13 protein-coding genes are annotated in these 16,503 nt (G+C 74.4%); 7 read left to right on the forward strand and 6 right to left on the reverse strand.

All coding sequences use genetic code 11. The features are described 5' to 3' along the window. Positions 1-95: 95 nt before the first annotated feature. The 3 genes from GA0070215_RS26050 to GA0070215_RS26060 form a co-directional block, all read right to left on the reverse strand. Entirely contained in the window at positions 96-1,097 is a 1,002-nt protein-coding gene (locus tag GA0070215_RS26050; RefSeq protein ID WP_026268559.1) for a YihY/virulence factor BrkB family protein, read from the reverse strand. Continuing rightward, positions 1,090-2,097, reverse strand: a complete 1,008-nt coding sequence (locus GA0070215_RS26055; protein WP_091051004.1) for a diacylglycerol/lipid kinase family protein — start codon at positions 2,095-2,097, stop codon at positions 1,090-1,092. Before GA0070215_RS26055 ends, GA0070215_RS26050 begins: the two co-directional genes overlap by 8 nt. 194 nt (positions 2,098-2,291) lie before the next feature. After that, complete coding sequence (locus GA0070215_RS26060; protein WP_030275209.1) at positions 2,292-2,528, reverse strand: HTH domain-containing protein; 237 nt, start codon at positions 2,526-2,528, stop codon at positions 2,292-2,294. A 98-nt stretch (positions 2,529-2,626) separates the two neighbouring features. On the opposite strand from GA0070215_RS26060, the gene GA0070215_RS26065 reads away from it, so the two are divergent. From GA0070215_RS26065 to GA0070215_RS26080, 4 genes are all read left to right on the forward strand, one after another. Beyond that, a complete protein-coding gene (locus GA0070215_RS26065; RefSeq protein ID WP_091051007.1) occupies positions 2,627-3,427 on the forward strand; it encodes a PP2C family protein-serine/threonine phosphatase in 801 nt (266 codons plus the stop codon). 83 nt (positions 3,428-3,510) lie between these two features. Next, the gene (locus tag GA0070215_RS26070; RefSeq protein ID WP_018788199.1) at positions 3,511-4,338 is read left to right on the forward strand and encodes a universal stress protein; all 828 of its coding nucleotides are present in this window, start codon (positions 3,511-3,513) and stop codon (positions 4,336-4,338) included. A 128-nt stretch (positions 4,339-4,466) separates the two neighbouring features. Next, complete coding sequence (locus GA0070215_RS26075) at positions 4,467-6,869, forward strand: phosphoketolase family protein (protein WP_091051010.1); 2,403 nt, start codon at positions 4,467-4,469, stop codon at positions 6,867-6,869. Next, the gene (locus GA0070215_RS26080) at positions 6,866-7,729 is read left to right on the forward strand and encodes a universal stress protein (RefSeq protein ID WP_091051013.1); all 864 of its coding nucleotides are present in this window, start codon (positions 6,866-6,868) and stop codon (positions 7,727-7,729) included. The genes GA0070215_RS26075 and GA0070215_RS26080 overlap by 4 nt, the downstream gene beginning before the upstream one ends. 1 nt (position 7,730) lies before the next feature. On the opposite strand, the gene GA0070215_RS26085 is transcribed toward GA0070215_RS26080, so the two are convergent. Then, on the reverse strand, positions 7,731-10,079 hold the full coding sequence (locus GA0070215_RS26085) for a heavy metal translocating P-type ATPase (RefSeq protein WP_091051016.1): 2,349 nt from the start codon (positions 10,077-10,079) through the stop codon (positions 7,731-7,733). 167 nt (positions 10,080-10,246) lie between these two features. Between GA0070215_RS26085 and GA0070215_RS26090 the strand changes: the two genes are divergently transcribed. Further along, positions 10,247-11,257: an Acg family FMN-binding oxidoreductase gene (locus GA0070215_RS26090; RefSeq protein WP_091051032.1), complete on the forward strand. Its 1,011-nt coding sequence runs from the start codon at positions 10,247-10,249 to the stop codon at positions 11,255-11,257. A 93-nt stretch (positions 11,258-11,350) separates the two neighbouring features. Next, positions 11,351-13,018 carry a sensor histidine kinase gene (locus tag GA0070215_RS26095; RefSeq protein WP_208600427.1) on the forward strand — a complete coding sequence of 556 codons (1,668 nt, stop codon included), beginning with the start codon at positions 11,351-11,353 and terminating at the stop codon, positions 13,016-13,018. 6 nt (positions 13,019-13,024) lie between these two features. Here GA0070215_RS26095 and GA0070215_RS26100 read toward each other — a convergent pair whose 3' ends face one another. Beyond that, positions 13,025-13,663, reverse strand: a complete 639-nt coding sequence (locus tag GA0070215_RS26100; RefSeq protein WP_018788205.1) for a response regulator — start codon at positions 13,661-13,663, stop codon at positions 13,025-13,027. A 187-nt stretch (positions 13,664-13,850) separates the two neighbouring features. On the opposite strand from GA0070215_RS26100, the gene GA0070215_RS26105 reads away from it, so the two are divergent. Then, positions 13,851-14,825 carry an Acg family FMN-binding oxidoreductase gene (locus tag GA0070215_RS26105; protein WP_091051022.1) on the forward strand — a complete coding sequence of 325 codons (975 nt, stop codon included), beginning with the start codon at positions 13,851-13,853 and terminating at the stop codon, positions 14,823-14,825. 33 nt (positions 14,826-14,858) lie between these two features. Here GA0070215_RS26105 and GA0070215_RS26110 read toward each other — a convergent pair whose 3' ends face one another. After that, positions 14,859-15,860 carry an NAD-dependent epimerase/dehydratase family protein gene (locus GA0070215_RS26110; protein ID WP_091051035.1) on the reverse strand — a complete coding sequence of 334 codons (1,002 nt, stop codon included), beginning with the start codon at positions 15,858-15,860 and terminating at the stop codon, positions 14,859-14,861. Positions 15,861-16,503 lie beyond the last annotated feature (643 nt).

The following is a 16,503-nucleotide window of genomic DNA, read 5'->3' on the forward strand; positions in this document are numbered from 1 at the left end:
GCACCTCCTCTTCCTCTGCGAGGCGCGCTGTACCCGATCGGCCTGTCCCGTACACGCGGCACCGGCGCGGCGTCCACGCCGGACGGGCCCCGGCGTCAGAGCGAGGTCATCTCACCGGTGTCGAACATCTCCTCGCGTTGCGCCTCCGGCTCCCACAGGTCCGGTTTCGCGGGCTCCTCCACCCCGATGCGCATCGCTTCGAGCTGCGCGGCGAAGGCCAGTCCGCCGAACAGCGCGATCCCGGTGAGGTTGGCCCAGAGCAACAGGGCCATCATGCCGGTCAGCGCGCCGTAGGTCTGGCCGAATCCGCCGCTGTACTTCACGTAGGCGGCGAGCAGCAGGCTGGCCAGCCACCAGAGCGCGATGGCGATGGACGCGCCGAAGAAGAGCCAGGACAGGCCGGGTTGACGGCGTCGCGGGGCGTGCCGGAACAGCACCGCGACGGCGAGCACGGTCAGGCCGAGGCTCAGCGGCCAGCGGATCACCTCCCAGGTGGCCATGGCGAGGTCGCCCCACTCGTAGTGCCGCCGCACCGACTCGCCCATCGCCCGGCCGCCGACCAGGATCAGGAACCCCGCAAGCGCCGGTACGCCGGCGAGCACCGCGAGGATCGCGGCACGCACGTACTTGGGCAGCGCCGGGCGGTCCCGCTCGACGCCGTAGATCCGGTTGGCGCCCCGCTCGATCTGCGCCATCGTGGTGGTCAGCGCGACCAGCCCGGTGAGCAGACCGAGGGTCAGCGCCAGCTCACCGGCGTCCTCGGTGCGTTCGCTGTCGGTCAACAGGTCCTGCACCATGGCTTCGCTCTGGCCGGGCGTGATGGCCAGCACCGTGTCGGCGACGACCTTGCCGCCCTCGTCCACGCCCAGGTCGGTGATCAGACCGGTGAGCGCGATCAGGAACGGCACCACGGCCAGGCAGAGCTGCAACGCCAGCGCCCGGGAGTGGCTGAACCCGTCGCCGTAGCGGAACCGGATGAACGCATCCCGCAGCAGGCACCAGCCGCCGTGCCGGCGCAGCGTGTGCCAGGCGTCGTCGGCGGACAGCTGGTCCTCGGCCATCAACCGGGTCTCGGGGACAAGCTTCGTGCTACTCACGGCGGGCCTCCTCGATCAGGTGCTCGCCGCGCTCACCGGCCGCGTCGGCGTCCACCGCCAGGTCGGGGTCCTCCTCCGGGCGCGGTACGCAGAGCCAGAGCGACTCCGGGCGGACGGTGGCCTTCAGCGAACGGCCCGGCTCGATCAGGTCGCCGTCGAGCTGCCGGGGCTGCGCCCGGGTGCTGGTGATCTCGACCGAGCGGGCCCGGAACACCTCCAGCCGGGGCACGCTGTCGCGGCGGCGCAGCACCGCCCAGCCCATGGCGACCCAGTGGCGCAGCGTACGCGGCGTCAGCACCGCCACGTCGAGCCAGCCGTCGTCCGGTTCGGCCTCGGTGAGCAGGCGTACCCCGCCCTGGAGGCGCCCGACGTTGGCGACCAGGACCGAGCGGGCCCGGCGGCGCATCGGCGGCTTGCCGTCGACGCGCACCGAGACCCGCATCGGCCGGTCGCGCAGGTGCCGGACGGCGCCCACCACGTACGCGGGCCAGCCGATCCGCTTCTTCGTGGTCTCGGAGGTGGAGTCGAGCATCTGGGCGTCGAAGCCCATCCCGGCCATCACCGCGAAGCACTTGTCGCCGACCACGCCGACGTCGAGGCGGCGCATCCCGCGCTCGACGGCGACCTGCAGCCCGGCGGCCAGGTCGTTGGAGAGGCCGAGGTTGGCGGCCAGCAGGTTGCCGGTGCCCTGGGGCAGCACTGCGAGCGCCACGTCGGTGCCGGCCAGCGCGGTGACGCAGGCCATCACCGTGCCGTCGCCGCCGCAGGCGAAGACGACCTCCGCGCCCGCCTTCACGGCCTGTTCCGCCTGGCCGCGGCCCGGGTCCTCGACTGTCGTCTCGTACCAGGCCGGGGCCGGCCACCCGGCGGCGGCGAGCGCGCCGTCCACGGTGCGGCGGAACTCGTCCAGGTCGGCCACCTTCACCGGGTTGACCACCACTGCCGAGCGCGGGGTGCGGTTCTCCGCGTTCACCGGGCGCTTGTCGTCTGCACCGTCCACGGCGACAGTGTGCCGGACACGGGGCGTGACGGCGACCCGGCGAAGCGGGACGTTGCGAGGACCGCAAACAGGTTTGAAAACCTGGTGGCCTCAGGCGGCCTCACGCAGCGCCGCGTCGACGCGGCGTCGCAGGTCGTCGATGTCCACCCCGACCTCGGTCACGGCACGGGCCCGGTCGGTGAATCGTTCGAACATCACGCCTCCCAGCTCTCGCGCACCGCCGGTCGCCCGGCGTGCTTCTTGTGGACCGCCTGCCGGCTGACCTCGAGGGCGTCGGCGATCTCCTGCCACGACCAGCCCTGTCGCCGGGCGTTGTCGACCTGGATCACCTCGAGCCGCTCCAGCAGCCGCCGCAGGGCGAGCACGGCACGCAGGCCGACCTTGGGGTCGGTGCTGCCGGCTGCCGCCGCGAGTTCCGTCGCCTGACTCATGCTGTCAATGTAGGTTGACAGCCCGTCACCTGTCAACCTTGGTTGACAGGTGACCCGGCCTGCCGCTGTCCGGCCCGTCCCGGTGTTACGGTCCGCTGGTGTTCCGCCGCCGTCCGCTGGACCGGCCGGTCGAGTCCGCGCGCCGGCTCACCGCCGGCCGCCTCACCCTGGAGATCGCCGGGGGCAGCGTGGTCGGGCACCGCTACCCGGAGAACTACGACGTGCTGCACGTCGACCCGGAACTGCCGCTCGCGGTGCTCTGCGACGGGATGGGCGACGGCGAGGGCAGCCGGGTGGCCGGCACGACCGCCACGGAGACGTTCACCGCGCAGGTCCGCGCCGGCTGGCCCGCCGTCGGCGCCGCCGCGCTGCGGGCCGCCGTCGCCGAGACCCAACGGCGGGTACGCCAGGCCGGCGCCGCGCAGCCGGGCCTGACCGGGTGCACGCTGACCGCGCTCGTTGTCGAACCCGACGGCGACCAGGGCTGGCTGGTCCAGCTCGGCGACTCGCGGGCGTACCGGCTGCGCGACGGGCTGCTGGAACTGGTCACCGTCGACCACACCATGGCGTGGCTCGGCCTGCTGCACGGCTGGTGGCCGGCGGACTCGCCGGAGGCGGCGCGGGCGCGTTACCAGCTGCTGCGCTACGTCGGCCACCCGGACCGGCCCGAGCCGGACCTGCTCGCCGTGCCGCTGCGCCGGGGCGACACCTGGCTGCTGTGCACCGACGGCATCAGCGACCAGCTCGGCTACCACCGGCTGCGCGACCTGCTCTCCGCGCGGCGCGACCCGGCGCGCACCGCCGAGGCCCTGCTCGCCGCCAGTCTGGACGAGGGCGGCGAGGACAACGCCACAGCCGTCGTGCTGCGCGTCCACCCGGCGCTGCCCGCCCCGCGCTGACCGCCAGTTTCGCCGACCCGCTCCGGCCCACCCGGTCCCGCGACTACGGTGGGTGAAAAGCAGGGGTCGGGAGGTGAGCCGGGGTGGCCGCACCCAGCCAAGGCGCGGTGGTCGTCGGCGTCGGCCGGTCCGAGGCCGATCTGACGCTGGTCCGCACGGCCGCCGCCGAGGCCGCCGCCCACGACCGGCCGCTGCACCTGCTGCACGCGTTCAACTGGCCCGCCACCGGCCCCGCCCCGGCCGGCGGCACCCGGGTGGACGCGGAGAACGTGCTGGAACACGCCGGACGGGTGGCCACCGAGTACGCGCCACAGGTTCCGGTCACCGGCGTGATCGTCGAGGGCTCCCCGGTCGAGGCGCTGCTGCGGGTCGCCGACACCGCGTTCCTGATCGCACTCGGTGACGGAGGCGGCTCGGCTCACCCGGACCGCGTACCGGCCGACACGCCCGCCGTGGACGTGGCCGCCCGGGCCGGCTGCCCGGTGCTGGTCGGACGCACCGAGCCGGCCCCGCCCGGGCCGCTGCTCGTCGGCTTCGACGGCTCGTCCAGCTCCCGCGCCGCCCTCGCGTACGCCTTCGACTGCGCGCAGCACCGCGGCGCCCGCCTGCTCGCCGTCCGGGTGATCGAGCCGGAGTCCGGCGACCCCGACGACGGGCGGCTGGACGAGGCGGTCACCCGGCAGGCCCTGCGGTACCCCCGGGTCGCCGCCGACTGCGAGACCGTCCACGGTGAGCCGCGCTCCGTCCTGCTCGACCGCTCCCGCGCGGCGCAGCTCGCGGTGGTGGCCGCCTGGGGAGACGGGCCGTTGGGGTCCACACTGGGCGCGGTCAGCCAGTCCCTGCTCTACCACTCGCCGGCCCCGCTGATCGTCGTCCGGGGAGTCGCCACGGACGCCGGGGACGGGTCATGACGCCCGCACGAGGCGGGACCAACGGCCCTGACCGGAGCCCCCGAACGGGGGCGAGGCTGGACGTGCCGGGGAAGAAGATGTGGTCCCCGAGTGGCAGCCGACCCCGAGCCACGAGAGGCTAAGGCAGCATGGACACCGCGGTGAACCTGCACAGCCCCCTGACCGAAGACGAGTTGCGCCGGCTGGACGCCTACTGGCGCGCGGCGAACTATCTGACCGTCGGCCAGATCTATCTGCTCGACAACCCGCTGCTGCGCGAGCCGCTCAAGCCCGAGCACGTCAAGCCGCGCCTGCTGGGCCACTGGGGCACCAGCCCCGGGCTCAACCTGCTCTACACGCACCTCAACCGGGTCATCGTGAACCGGGACCTGTCCGCCATCTTCGTCACCGGCCCCGGCCACGGCGGCCCGGCGCTGGTGGCGAACACCTGGCTGGAGGGCACCTACAGCGAGCTGTACCACCACATCCCCCGGGACGAGACCGGCATGCAGCGGCTGTTCCGGCAGTTCTCCTTCCCGGGCGGCATCCCGAGCCACGTGGCGCCGGAGGTGCCGGGTTCGATCCACGAGGGCGGCGAGCTGGGGTACGCGCTGAGCCACGCGTACGGCGCCGCGTTCGACCACCCGGACCTGCTGGTGGCCTGCGTGATCGGCGACGGCGAGGCGGAGACCGGCCCGCTGGCCGGGAGCTGGCTGTCGAACGTGTTCCTCAACCCGGCCCGCGACGGCGCGGTGCTGCCGATCCTGCACCTCAACGGCTACAAGATCGCCAACCCGACGGTGCTGGACCGGATCCCCGGCGACGACCTGCGGGACATGATGCGCGGCTTCGGCTACCAGCCGTACGTGGTCGAGGGCGACGACCCGGCGACCGTGCACCAGCTGCTGGCCGCCACGCTCGACCGGGCGGTCGACGAGATCACCGCGATCCAGCGCCGGGCCCGCTCCGGCGAGCACGTCGAGCGCCCCCGCTGGCCGATGATCGTCCTGCGCACGCCGAAGGGCTGGACCGGGCCGTCGCAGGTCGACGGCAAGCAGGTCGAGGGTACGTTCCGCGCCCACCAGGTGCCGATCTCGCAGGTCCGGGACAACCCGGAGCACCTGGCCGAGCTGGAGCGCTGGCTGCGCAGCTACCGGCCGGAGGAGCTGTTCGACGCCACCGGCGGCCCGGTCGCCGAGGTGGCCGAGGCCCCGCCGACCGGTGACCGCCGGATGAGCGCCAACCCGGTCGCCAACGGCGGCAGACTGCTGCGCAACCTGGAGCTGCCGGACTTCCGCGACTACGCGGTCGACGTCCCGACGCCGGGTGAGCCGATGGCCGGCGCGACCGGTGTGCTCGGCCCCTGGGTCCGCGACGTGATCGCGCGCAACCCGGAGACGTTCCGCCTGTTCGGCCCGGACGAGGTCGCCTCGAACCGGCTCGGTGCGGCGTTCGAGGTGACCGACCGGGCGTTCGTGGGCACCGAGGTGCCCGGCGACGACCACCTCTCCCCCGACGGCCGGGTGATGGAGGTCCTCTCCGAGCACCTGTGCCAGGGCTGGCTGGAGGGCTACCTGCTGACCGGCCGGCACGGCATCTTCACCAGCTACGAGGCGTTCATCCACATCGTCGATTCGATGGTCAACCAGCACGCCAAGTGGCTCAAGGTGACCCGGCACATCCCCTGGCGGGAGCCGGTGGCGTCGCTGAACTACCTGCTGTCCAGCCACGTGTGGCGCCAGGACCACAACGGCTTCTCGCACCAGGATCCCGGCTTCATCGACCACGTGGTCAACAAGAAGGCCGAGGTGGTCCGGGTCTACCTGCCGCCGGACGGCAACACGCTGCTGTCCACCATGGACCACTGCCTGCGCAGCCGGCAATACATAAACGTGGTGGTGGCCGGCAAGCAGCCCGCGCCGAACTGGCTGACCATGGACGAGGCGGTCCAGCACTGCCGCCGCGGCCTGGGCATCTGGGACTGGGCCAGCAGCGACGACGGCACCGAACCGGACGTGGTGCTCGCCTGCGCCGGCGACGTGCCGACGCTGGAGACGCTCGCCGCCGTCGACCTGCTGCGCCGGCACCTGCCCGACCTGAAGGTGCGGGTGGTCAACGTGGTCGACCTGATGCGCCTGCAACCGCCGTCGGAGCACCCGCACGGCCTGCCGGACAACGAGTTCGACACCATCTTCACCCGCGACAAGCCGGTGATCTTCGCGTACCACGGCTACCCGTGGCTGATCCACCGGCTCACCTACCGGCGGACCAACCACGAGAACCTGCACGTGCGCGGCTACAAGGAGGAGGGCACCACCACGACGCCGTTCGACATGGTGATGCTCAACGACCTGGACCGCTTCCACCTGGTCATCGACGTGATCGACCGGGTGCCGGGGCTGCGGTCGCGCGCCGCGCACCTGCGCCAGGACATGGTGGACGCCCGCCAGGCCTGCCGCGACCACACCCGCCGCCACGGCGAGGACGACCCCCGGGTCGCCGAGTGGCGCTGGATCCGCGAGAACGACGCGGCCGTGCGGAGTGCCGAATGAGCGGCGAGGAGATCCTGGTCGGCTACGACGGGTCCGCCGACGCGGCGGTCGCCCTGAACTGGGCGCTGGACGAGGCGGGCCGGTCGGGGCGGCCGGTACGCCTGGCGTACGTCTTCGAGTGGTTGACGGTGACCGGCTGGATCGGGCCCGGCGTGGCGCCGGGGGTGTGGCCGGACGAGGCGGCCCGCCAGCAGGTCGAGGAGCTGGTCCGCAAGGCGGCGGACGCCGCCGCCGACCGGCCGGGCCTGACCGTGCACGGTGAGGTGTTCGACGGGCCGCCCGCCCTGGTGCTCCAGGAGCGGTCCGCCGAGGCCGGGATGCTGGTGCTGGGCAGCCGGGGCCACGGCGGGTTCGGCGGGCTGCTCGCCGGTTCCACGGCGGTCTCGGTCACCGCGCACGCCCACTGCCCGGTGGTGGTGGTCCGCGACGGCCAGACCGCCACGTCCGGGCCGGTGGTGGTCGGCTCGGACGGCTCCGAGTCGGCGCTGCGGGCGCTCGGCTTCGCCGTCGAGCGGGCCGCCCAGCGGGACGTGCCGCTGCGGGTGCTGCGGGCCTGGGAGCCGCCGGGTGACCGGTGGGTGCCGCCGGACTTCGACCCGGAGCAGGTCGCCGCGAGCGAGCGGGCCGCCGCCGAGGCGGAGCTGGCGCCGTGGCGGGAGAGCTTCCCCGACGTGCCGGCCGAGATCGAGGCGGTCCCCGGCAGCGCGTCGTCGCTGCTGGTGGAGGCGAGCCGGTCGGCGCAGCTGGTGGTGGTCGGCAGCCGGGGCCGCGGCGGCCTGCGCGGCATGCTGCTCGGCTCGGTCAGCCAGCAGCTCATCCAGCACTCGCACTGCCCGGTCGCCGTGGTACGCGAACGCTGACTCAGCGGCCGGGCGCGGTGGAGCCCTCCTCCGGGTCGAGCGAGAAGTACTCCTCCTCCTCCTGGGCCAGGTGCAGGCGCAGCACCGCGTCCAGGCCATAGAGCGCGGCGAGCAGATCGGGCACCTCGTCACGGCGCAGCCGGCCGTCCGGCTGCGCCGTGAGGTGCCCGCCGATCCGCTCCACCAGCCGCACGATCTCCACGTGCGCCCGGCTCATCGTGGAGGTCGCCTCGGCGCTGCCGAGCGGACCGGCCAGCGCCGGATAGAGCTGCCGTTCCTCGGCCGCCTCGTGCGGCAGCACCTCGTCGACCAGGCGCCGGTGCACCTCCCGCAGCGCCGGCAGGCACGCCGGGTCGTCCGGACGGGTGGCCACCAGGTCGGCGGTGTCGCGCAGCCGGTTCAGCACGTCGCGTACGCCGCCGTGCTCGCCCGCGTACCGGTCGAGCAGTTCGCGGGTGCGCGCGGGCAGGTCACGCCGCCGCAGGCCGCCGCCGAGCGCGCGCAACGCGTTGAGGATCACCACGACGTCGATGCCTTCCTGGAGGAACGCGCCGGCCACCGGGGGCAGCCGCCCCGCGGCGGCCACGAGCATCGCCAGCACCGCCAGGCCCATCCCGACAGTGGCGCTCTGCACCGCGATGCGGCGGGCGTACCGGGCGATCTCGACGGCGTCGGCGAGCCGGTCCAGCCGGTCCACGGTGAGCACCGCGTCGGCCACGTCCGCCGAGGCGGTCGCCCCGGTCGCGCCCATCGCCACGCCCACGTGCGCCTCGGCCAGCGCGGGCGCGTCGTTCACGCCGTCGCCGACCATCACCGTCACGGCGTGCGCCGACTCCTGGCGTACCCGATTGGCCTTCTCCTGCGGCGAACACCGCGCGATCACGTCGTCCACGCCCACGACCTGCGCCACCTGCCGGGCCGTGCCCGGACGGTCGCCGGTCACCATCACCAGCCGGGACAGGCCCGCCTCGCGCAGCCGCCGCACGGTCCGCCGGGCGTCCGGGCGGACCGGGTCCTCCAGCAGGATCGCGCCGAGCGGCCCGTGGTCGTCGCTGACCCACACCGCGGAACGCCCGGACCGTTCGGCGCGCTCACCGAGCCGGCCCGCCCACTCCGGCGGTTCCCCGGCGAGCTGCCCGACGCGCACCGTCCGCCCGTCGACGCGCCCGCTCACCCCACGCCCCGGCTCCTCGGTGACCTGCGCCGGCTCGGCCAGCGGCAGCCCGCGCTCGCGGGCCTGCCGGACCAGCGCGGCGGCCAGCACGTGCGGGGAGAGCTGCTCGACCGACGCGGCCAGCCGCAGCACCTCGCCCCGGTCGCCGCCCGGCGCCACCACCACCTCGGCCGCCCGGGGCCGCCCGGCGGTGAGCGTGCCGGTCTTGTCGAGCAGGAGGGTACGGGCGCGGCCGAGCTGTTCCAGCGACCCGCCGTCCCGGACCAGCACACCGCGGCGGGCCACCCGGGACAGCCCGGACACCACCGCGATCGGGGTCGCCAGCAGCAGCGGGCACGGGGTGGCCACCACCAGCACCGCCACCGCCCGGCTGAACTCGCCGGACAGCAGCCACGCCAGCCCGGCCAGCACCAGCGTGAACGGCACGAACGCGGCGGCGTACCGGTCGGCCAGCCGTACCATCGGTGCCTTGCGGGCGGTGGCCTCGCCGGCCAGGCGGACGATGCCCGCGTAGGTGCTCTCCGCCGCGTTGCGGCGGGCCCGCAGCCCGAAGCCGGCGCCCGCGTTGACGACACCGCTGGCCACCTCGTCCCCGGCCGCGCGGTTGACCAGCTGCGACTCGCCGGTCACCACCGACTCGTCGAGCGTGGCCGCCTCCTCGACCACGCCGTCCACCGGCACCACGTCACCCGGCCCGACCAGCAGCCGATCCCCCACCGCGACGCGGTCCAGCGGCACCACCTCGATCCCGCCGTCCCGGGTACGCCGTCGTGCCTGCCGGGGCGCGCGTTCCAACAGCGCCCTCAGGTCGCGGGTGGCGCGGCGCCGGGCGTACTCCTCCAGCGCCCGCCCGGTCGCGACCATCACCGCGATCACGGCGCCGGCCAGGTACTCCCGCACCAGCAGCGCACCGACCAGCGCCAGCACCGCGATGACGTCCACCCCGAACTGCCGCAGCCACAGCTGGCGCAGCGTCGTCCAGGCCGCCGGCACCAGGGCCACCACGGTGACCGCCGCCCAGACCAGCCGGGCGGCGTCGTGCGCGCCGGCGAACCACAGCGCCGCCCCGGCCAGCACGGCCACCGTGAGCAGCACCAGCGGCGCCCACTCGGCCCGCGCCCACCGCCGGGCACGGGCCGGCTGCTCGGGTACGCACTCGCGTGGCTCGCTTCCCACGTGCGGATCGTCTCAGTCCGGACGTGGTGCGGGCGGGGCGACGCGGGTAATCCGGGGGCGAAGGGCCCCTGCGGGGGCGGCCGGGCATGCCCGAGGATGGAGCGGCATCCCCACCCGGGGCGTCCCGGGCGTGGGGCACGATGGGGAAAACAGGAAAGGTCGTGACGATGAGCCACGAGACGCCGCCCGGCGATCGCCCGTTGACCACCGCGCTCGCGGAGGCCGCCGGAATGGCCGGCCACGCCCCCTCGGTGCACAACACGCAGCCGTGGCACTGGACGGTCCTGCCCGACGCGCTGGAACTGCGGGTGGTCCGCGAACGGCACCTCAGCGCCCTGGACCCGGAAGGGCACCTGCTGGTGGTGAGCTGCGGCGCCGCGCTGCACCACGCCCGGGTGGCGCTGGCCGCCGAGGGCTGGACCCCGGTGGTGGAGCGGCTGCCCGACCCGACCGAACCCGACCTGATGGCCCGGATCACCGGCCTGAAGCACACCGGCGCCGAGCCCGACGCCATGCGCGTCGTGCAGTGCATGCAGGTACGGCACACCGACCGGCGGCCGGTCAGCGACGAGCCGATCCCCACCGCCGCGCTCGACGACATCGACCGGGCGGCCACGCTGGAGGGCGTGCACCTGCAACTGCTCGACGACACCCAGAAGATCCAGCTCGCGGGCGCCGCCCAGCAGGCCGCCGCCGTCGAGGCGGACAGCCCGGAACTGCTCGAGGAACTGGCGTACTGGACCAGCCGGGCCGGCACCGGCACCGGGCTGCCGCCGGAGGTGCTGCCCGAGCGGGCAGCCCAGACGACCGTTCCGGCCCGCGACTTCGGCCGCGCCGGCTCACTGCCGATCGGGCCCGGCCACGACAAGGCCGCCGTGTACGGGATCCTCTGGGGCTCCGACGACGAGCCGATGAGCTGGCTGCACGCCGGCGAGGCGCTCTCCGCCGCCTGGCTCACCGCCACCCGGCACGGGGTGTCGCTGGTGCCGCTGTCCGGTGTGGTGGAGGTCGAGAGCACCCGTCAGGTCCTGCGGCAGATGCTGTCCGGCCTCGGGTTCCCGTACATCAGCATGCGGCTCGGCGTGGCCGACCCGGCGCACGCCGGCCCGCCGCACACGCCCCGGCTGGACGTCGCGCAGACGGTCGACACCTCGGCGGTCCGCGACCGCCTCGCCTGACCGGTCTCGATCAGGGCGGCCACCCGGCGATACCATCGCCGGGTGGCCGCCGCACCCCAGTCCCGGCACGAGCACCTCACCCCGTCGCTCGGGCTGACCCCGCTGTCCCGCGTCCGCCTGGACGAACTGCTCCAGGAGATGCTCGACCGTGTCGGCGAGGTGGTGACCAGCCGTGAGCGGCTCCGCGCACTGCTGGACGCGGTCGTCGGCATCGGGTCCGACCTCGACCTGCGCAGCACGCTGCAACGGATCGTGCAGTCGGCGTGCGAGCTGGCCGGCGCCCGCTACGGCGCGCTCGGCGTGATCGGGCCGGACCGCCTGCTGCACGACTTCATCGTCCACGGCATCAGCCCCGAGCTGCACGCGAAGATCGGCGAGCTGCCGCACGGGCGGGGCGTGCTCGGCCTGCTCATCGACGACCCGAAGCCGGTCCGCATGCCGGACATCACCACGCATCCCAACTCGTACGGCTTCCCGCCGAACCACCCGCCGATGCACAGCTTCCTCGGCGTGCCGGTGCGCATCCGCGACCACGTCTGGGGCAACCTCTACCTGGCCGAGAAGCAGGGCGCGGCCGAGTTCACCGAGGACGACGAGGAGATCGTGGTGGCGCTGGCCGCCGCGGCCGGGGTCGCGATCGAGAACGCCCGCCTCTACGCGCTGGCGCACCGGCGGGAACGCTGGCTGGCCGCCGCCGCGGAGATCACCTCGGTGCTGCTCGGTGAGGTACGCCGTACCGACGCGCTGACGCTCGTGGCCCGCCGCGCCCGCGAGGTCGCCGAGGCCGAACTGTCGCTGGTGCTGCTCTACGACGAGGACGAGGCGCAGTTCACCGTCGAGGTCGTCGACGGCGCCGACCCGGTCGCCCGGGAACTGGTCGGCGCGGTGCTGCCGGCCGCCGAGACCAGCTTCGCCGCGTCCGTCACGCAGGGCCGGCACGACCAGGTCGACGACCTCGCCGCCGCGGCGCCCTGGCCCCGGCCGGTGGTCGCCGGGCCGGCCGTGATCTCCCCGCTCACCGCCGCCGACACGCTGCACGGCGTCCTGGTGATCGGCTACCGGCCCGACCACGGACCGGCCGCCGACGACGACCTCGCCCTGCTCGCCAGCTTCGCCGGCCAGGCCGCACTCGCCATGGAACGGGCCCGCGGGCAGGAGGAGCGGGAACTGCTGGTGGTGCTGGAAGACCGCGAACGCATCGCCCGTGACCTGCACGACGTGGTGATCCAGCGGCTGTTCGCCACCGGCCTGCAACTGCAGAGCGGCGCGATGAACGCCCGCCCCGAGGCGGCCAAGCGGATCAACCAGGCCGTCGACGACCTGGACGCCACCATCCGCGACATCCGCCGCACCATCTTCGAGCTGCGCACCCCGATGAGCGCGGCGCTGCGCACCGAGATCCGCGAGGCGATCGAGGTGGCCGCCGAGTCGCTCGGCTACCGGCCGGACCTGGAGCTGATCGGCCCGATCGACAGCGCCGTTCCGGACGACCTGCGCCCCGAACTCACCGCCGTGCTGCGCGAGGCGCTGTCGAACGCGGTACGCCACGCGCAGGCCGACCGGGTGTCGGTGCGCGTACGCGTCGGCTCCGGCCGGGTCGAGATCACCGTCACCGACGACGGGGTCGGCTGCGACCCGGAGGCGGCCCGCAGCGGCCTGGTCAACCTGCGGGAACGGGCCGAGCGGCTGGGCGGCGAGTTCGCACTGCGCCGGGCCGAGCCACGCGGCACCGAGGTGCGCTGGAGCGTCCCGCTCGACTGACCGACGTCAGGTGTTCCTGCCGAGCAGCCGGGTGGCCAGCACCGCCGCCTGGGTGCGCCGCTCCAGGCCCAGCTTCGCCAGCACGCTGGAGACGTAGTTCTTCACCGTCTTCTCGGCCAGGAACATCTTCCCGGCGATCTCCCGGTTGGTGAGCCCCTCGGCCACGTACTCCAGGATCCGCCGCTCCTGCTCGGTGAGCGACTTCAACTCCCGCGGCTGCTCCACCCCGCTGCGGATGCGCTCCAGCACGCGGGTGGTGATCGCCGGGTCGAGCAGGGACTGCCCGGCCGCCACCCGGCGGACCGCGTCCACCAGGTCGGTGCCGCGGATCTGCTTGAGCACGTACCCGGCGGCGCCCGCCATGATCGCCGCGAACAGCGCCTCGTCGTCCTCGTACGAGGTGAGGATCAGCCCCTTGATCGAGGAGTCCACGGCGCGGACGTCCCGGCAGACGTCGATGCCGTTGCCGTCGGGCAGCCGGGCGTCGAGGATCGCCACGTCGGGGCGCAGCGCCGGGATGCGGCGCGCCGCCTCCTGGGCCAGGCCGGACTCGCCGACCACCTCGATGTCGCCGCTGCTCTGCAGCAGGTCGGCAAGGCCACGACGGACGACCTCGTGGTCGTCGAGCAGGAACACCCGGATCATCCGTTCTTTCTACCCGCTTTCCCGCCCCGGTGGCACGGGTCGAAAGTCCCGTGCTGCCCGAGCCCCGCGGGACCGACGGCCGGGCCCAGGTGGGGACCTCCGGCCCTGCTCACCGCACCGCCCGCTGACGCACCGTAGTGGCGTACCCGGCCGGGAAAGCCGGCGCCGCACGGGAGGGAGCACCACCATGACGATCGAATACACCGGCGAGCAGTTGCGGGCCACGGTCGCCGACGCGGTCCGGGCGCCGTCGCTGCACAACACCCAGCCGTGGCGGTTCCGGCTCGTCGACGGCGGCATCGAGGTGTCCGTCGACCCGCTGCGCGGCCTGCCCGCCACCGACCCGACCGGCTGGGGCGCGCGGATCGCCGCCGGGGCGGCACTGTTCAACCTGCGGCTGGCGCTCGCCGTGGCGGGCACCCCGGCCACTGTGCGGCTGCGCCCGTACCCGGCCGACCCGGACGTCGTGGCCCGGCTGGTGCCGGACCTGCCGCGCCGCCCCACCCCGGTCGAGCAGAGCCTGTACGGGGCGATCCGCCGCCGGTTCAGCAACCGCGCGCCGTTCTGGCCCGACCCCGTGCCGGCCGAGGCCCGCTGGCGGCTCGGCGAAGCGGCCCGTGCCGAGCAGTGCTGGCTGGAACTGGTGATCGGCACCAGCGCCGTCAACGCGGTCGCCGAGGTCGCCCGCAGCGCCCACCGCGTGCTGGAACGCGACCCCGCGTACGTGGCCGAGCGGGCCGAGTGGATCCGCTCCGAGCCGGCCCCGGACGGTGTGCCCGCCGGCGCCGGCGGGCCGCAGAGCGAACCGCAGGACCTGCTGCCCCAGCGCGGCTTCGGGGGACGCAACCGCGCTCCCGGCCGCGACTTCGAGCCGGAGCCGCTGGTCGCGGTGCTCGGCTCCGCCGGCAACACGTCCGCCGACCAGATCCTCGCCGGGCAGGCGCTGCAACGGGTGCTGCTCACCGCCACCGACGCCGGGCTGAGCGTGTCGATGCTGTCCCAGCCGATCGAGGTGCCCGCCGCGCGCGAGGCGCTGCGGATGTCGCTGGGCCGGTTCGGCACCCCGCAGATGGTGATGCGGATCGGGTACGGCCAGCCGGGCCGCGCCACCCCGCGCCGCCCGGTCGAGGAGGTGCTCGACCTGCCGGTGGTGCCGGCCTGACCCGTACCCCCTCCGCGGCCCTCTCTGTCCGGGTCAGGTGGGGAGCGCGGCCAGCAGGGCGACCTCCCGTTCCGGCGCCAGGCCGACCGGGGCACGCGCCGGGCGTCCCGCCCGGTCCGGCACGCGCCCGACCTCGCACAGCCACCGCCAGGTGTCGGCCACCGTCTCGGTCACCGACCGGCAGACCAGCCCCGCCGCATACGCGCGTGCCACGTCCCGCTCCTGCAACCAGCGGTACTCGTGCCCGCTGGGAATCCACACCGGCAGGTCGTTCCACGGCTCCACCCCCGCGGCCAGGATCGGCTCCGGCGCGGTCCACCGCAGCGTCGCGTCCGACCCGGTCACCGCCACCGCCGCGTCGAGCAGGTCACCCATCGTCGCGTGCCCGGTGCGACCCACCACGTTGTACGCCCCGCCGACGCCCTCGGCACCCCGGTCCAGCAGCCAGGTCGCCAGGTCCCGGACGTCCACGTACTGGATCGGCAGGTCACGCGGCCCCGGTGCCAGCACGTCCCCACCCCGGGCGACCCGGTCCAGCCACCACGGCAGCCGCCCGATGTCCTCCCCCGGCCCCAGGATCAGTCCGGCGCGCGCCAGCAGTGCCCGGTCGCCGAAGACCCGCGTCGCGGCGAGTTCCCCGCCCGCCTTGTTCGCCGGGTAGTCACCGTCGTCGGCGTCCGGGTCGGCCGGCACTGTGGGCGCCTCCTCGCCACTGCCGGGCGCGGCGGGTGGCGCGTACACCGATCCGCTGGACACGTACACGTAGTGCGGCACCGCGTCGACGAGCGCCGACGCCGCGTCCCGTACCGCCCGGGGCGCGCCGTCCCAGGTGTCCACCACCAGATCCCACTCGCCGCCGGTGAGCGCGGCCAGCCCGTCCGGCGCGGTCCGGTCACCCCGCAACCTGTGTACGCCGTCCGGCACCCGCCCGTGCACACCCCGGTTGAACACGGTGACCCGCCAGTCGCGGCGCACCGCCTCGGCCACCACCGCACCGCCGACGAAACCTGTACCGCCGAGCATCAGAATTCGCATGCGTCCCAGCGTGCCGTCCAGCAACGTCCGGCACAGTCCCCGTTCACGGTAAGCCGATCTGCCAGCGGCAGAACCCGGCCTCCCGCCGCCGTCAGCCGCCGCCCGCCCCGCGCCCGATAGGCGCCCGGAGGGGGTCCTTTGGTAGGTGATCAAGGGGTTTGTGTCCTTGTCGGTGCCGGGGGTTGCCGCGAACTCCTTGATCACCGGGGTGTGGGCGCGGTGGTTTCGGCTGGGCCCGGTTGGGGGTCGGGTGTGTGGGGGGTTTGTGGCATGGTGTCGGGTTCGGGGGTGGTGGGCGGCACTGTGGGGGTGGAATCGGCGGCGGATGGGTGGCGTTGTAACCGGGTGAACGACCGAGCAGCGGCCGAGCCCCGGAGAAGGGGTCGTGCGGCCTGCGGGAACAGGCCCGGCTGCCGGTTGTCGAGTTCGGTTCCGGCGACGTGAGCCGCAGGGAGTCATCCTGGTCGGCTGGTCGTTGACGATGGATCCGGCGACGCGTGAGGCCCCGGGAATGATGCCGGGTGGCGGGTCGTTGGACATGCTTCCGGCGCCGCGATGTGGCACCCCCTGCCCCGCGTGCGGCCGGATCCCCTCGAAGACTTTCTTGAGCGCACCCGCGCCGACCCCCGTCGGTACGGGCGTC

This window comes from Micromonospora marina, from assembly GCF_900091565.1.
Classification (GTDB): domain Bacteria; phylum Actinomycetota; class Actinomycetes; order Mycobacteriales; family Micromonosporaceae; genus Micromonospora; species Micromonospora marina.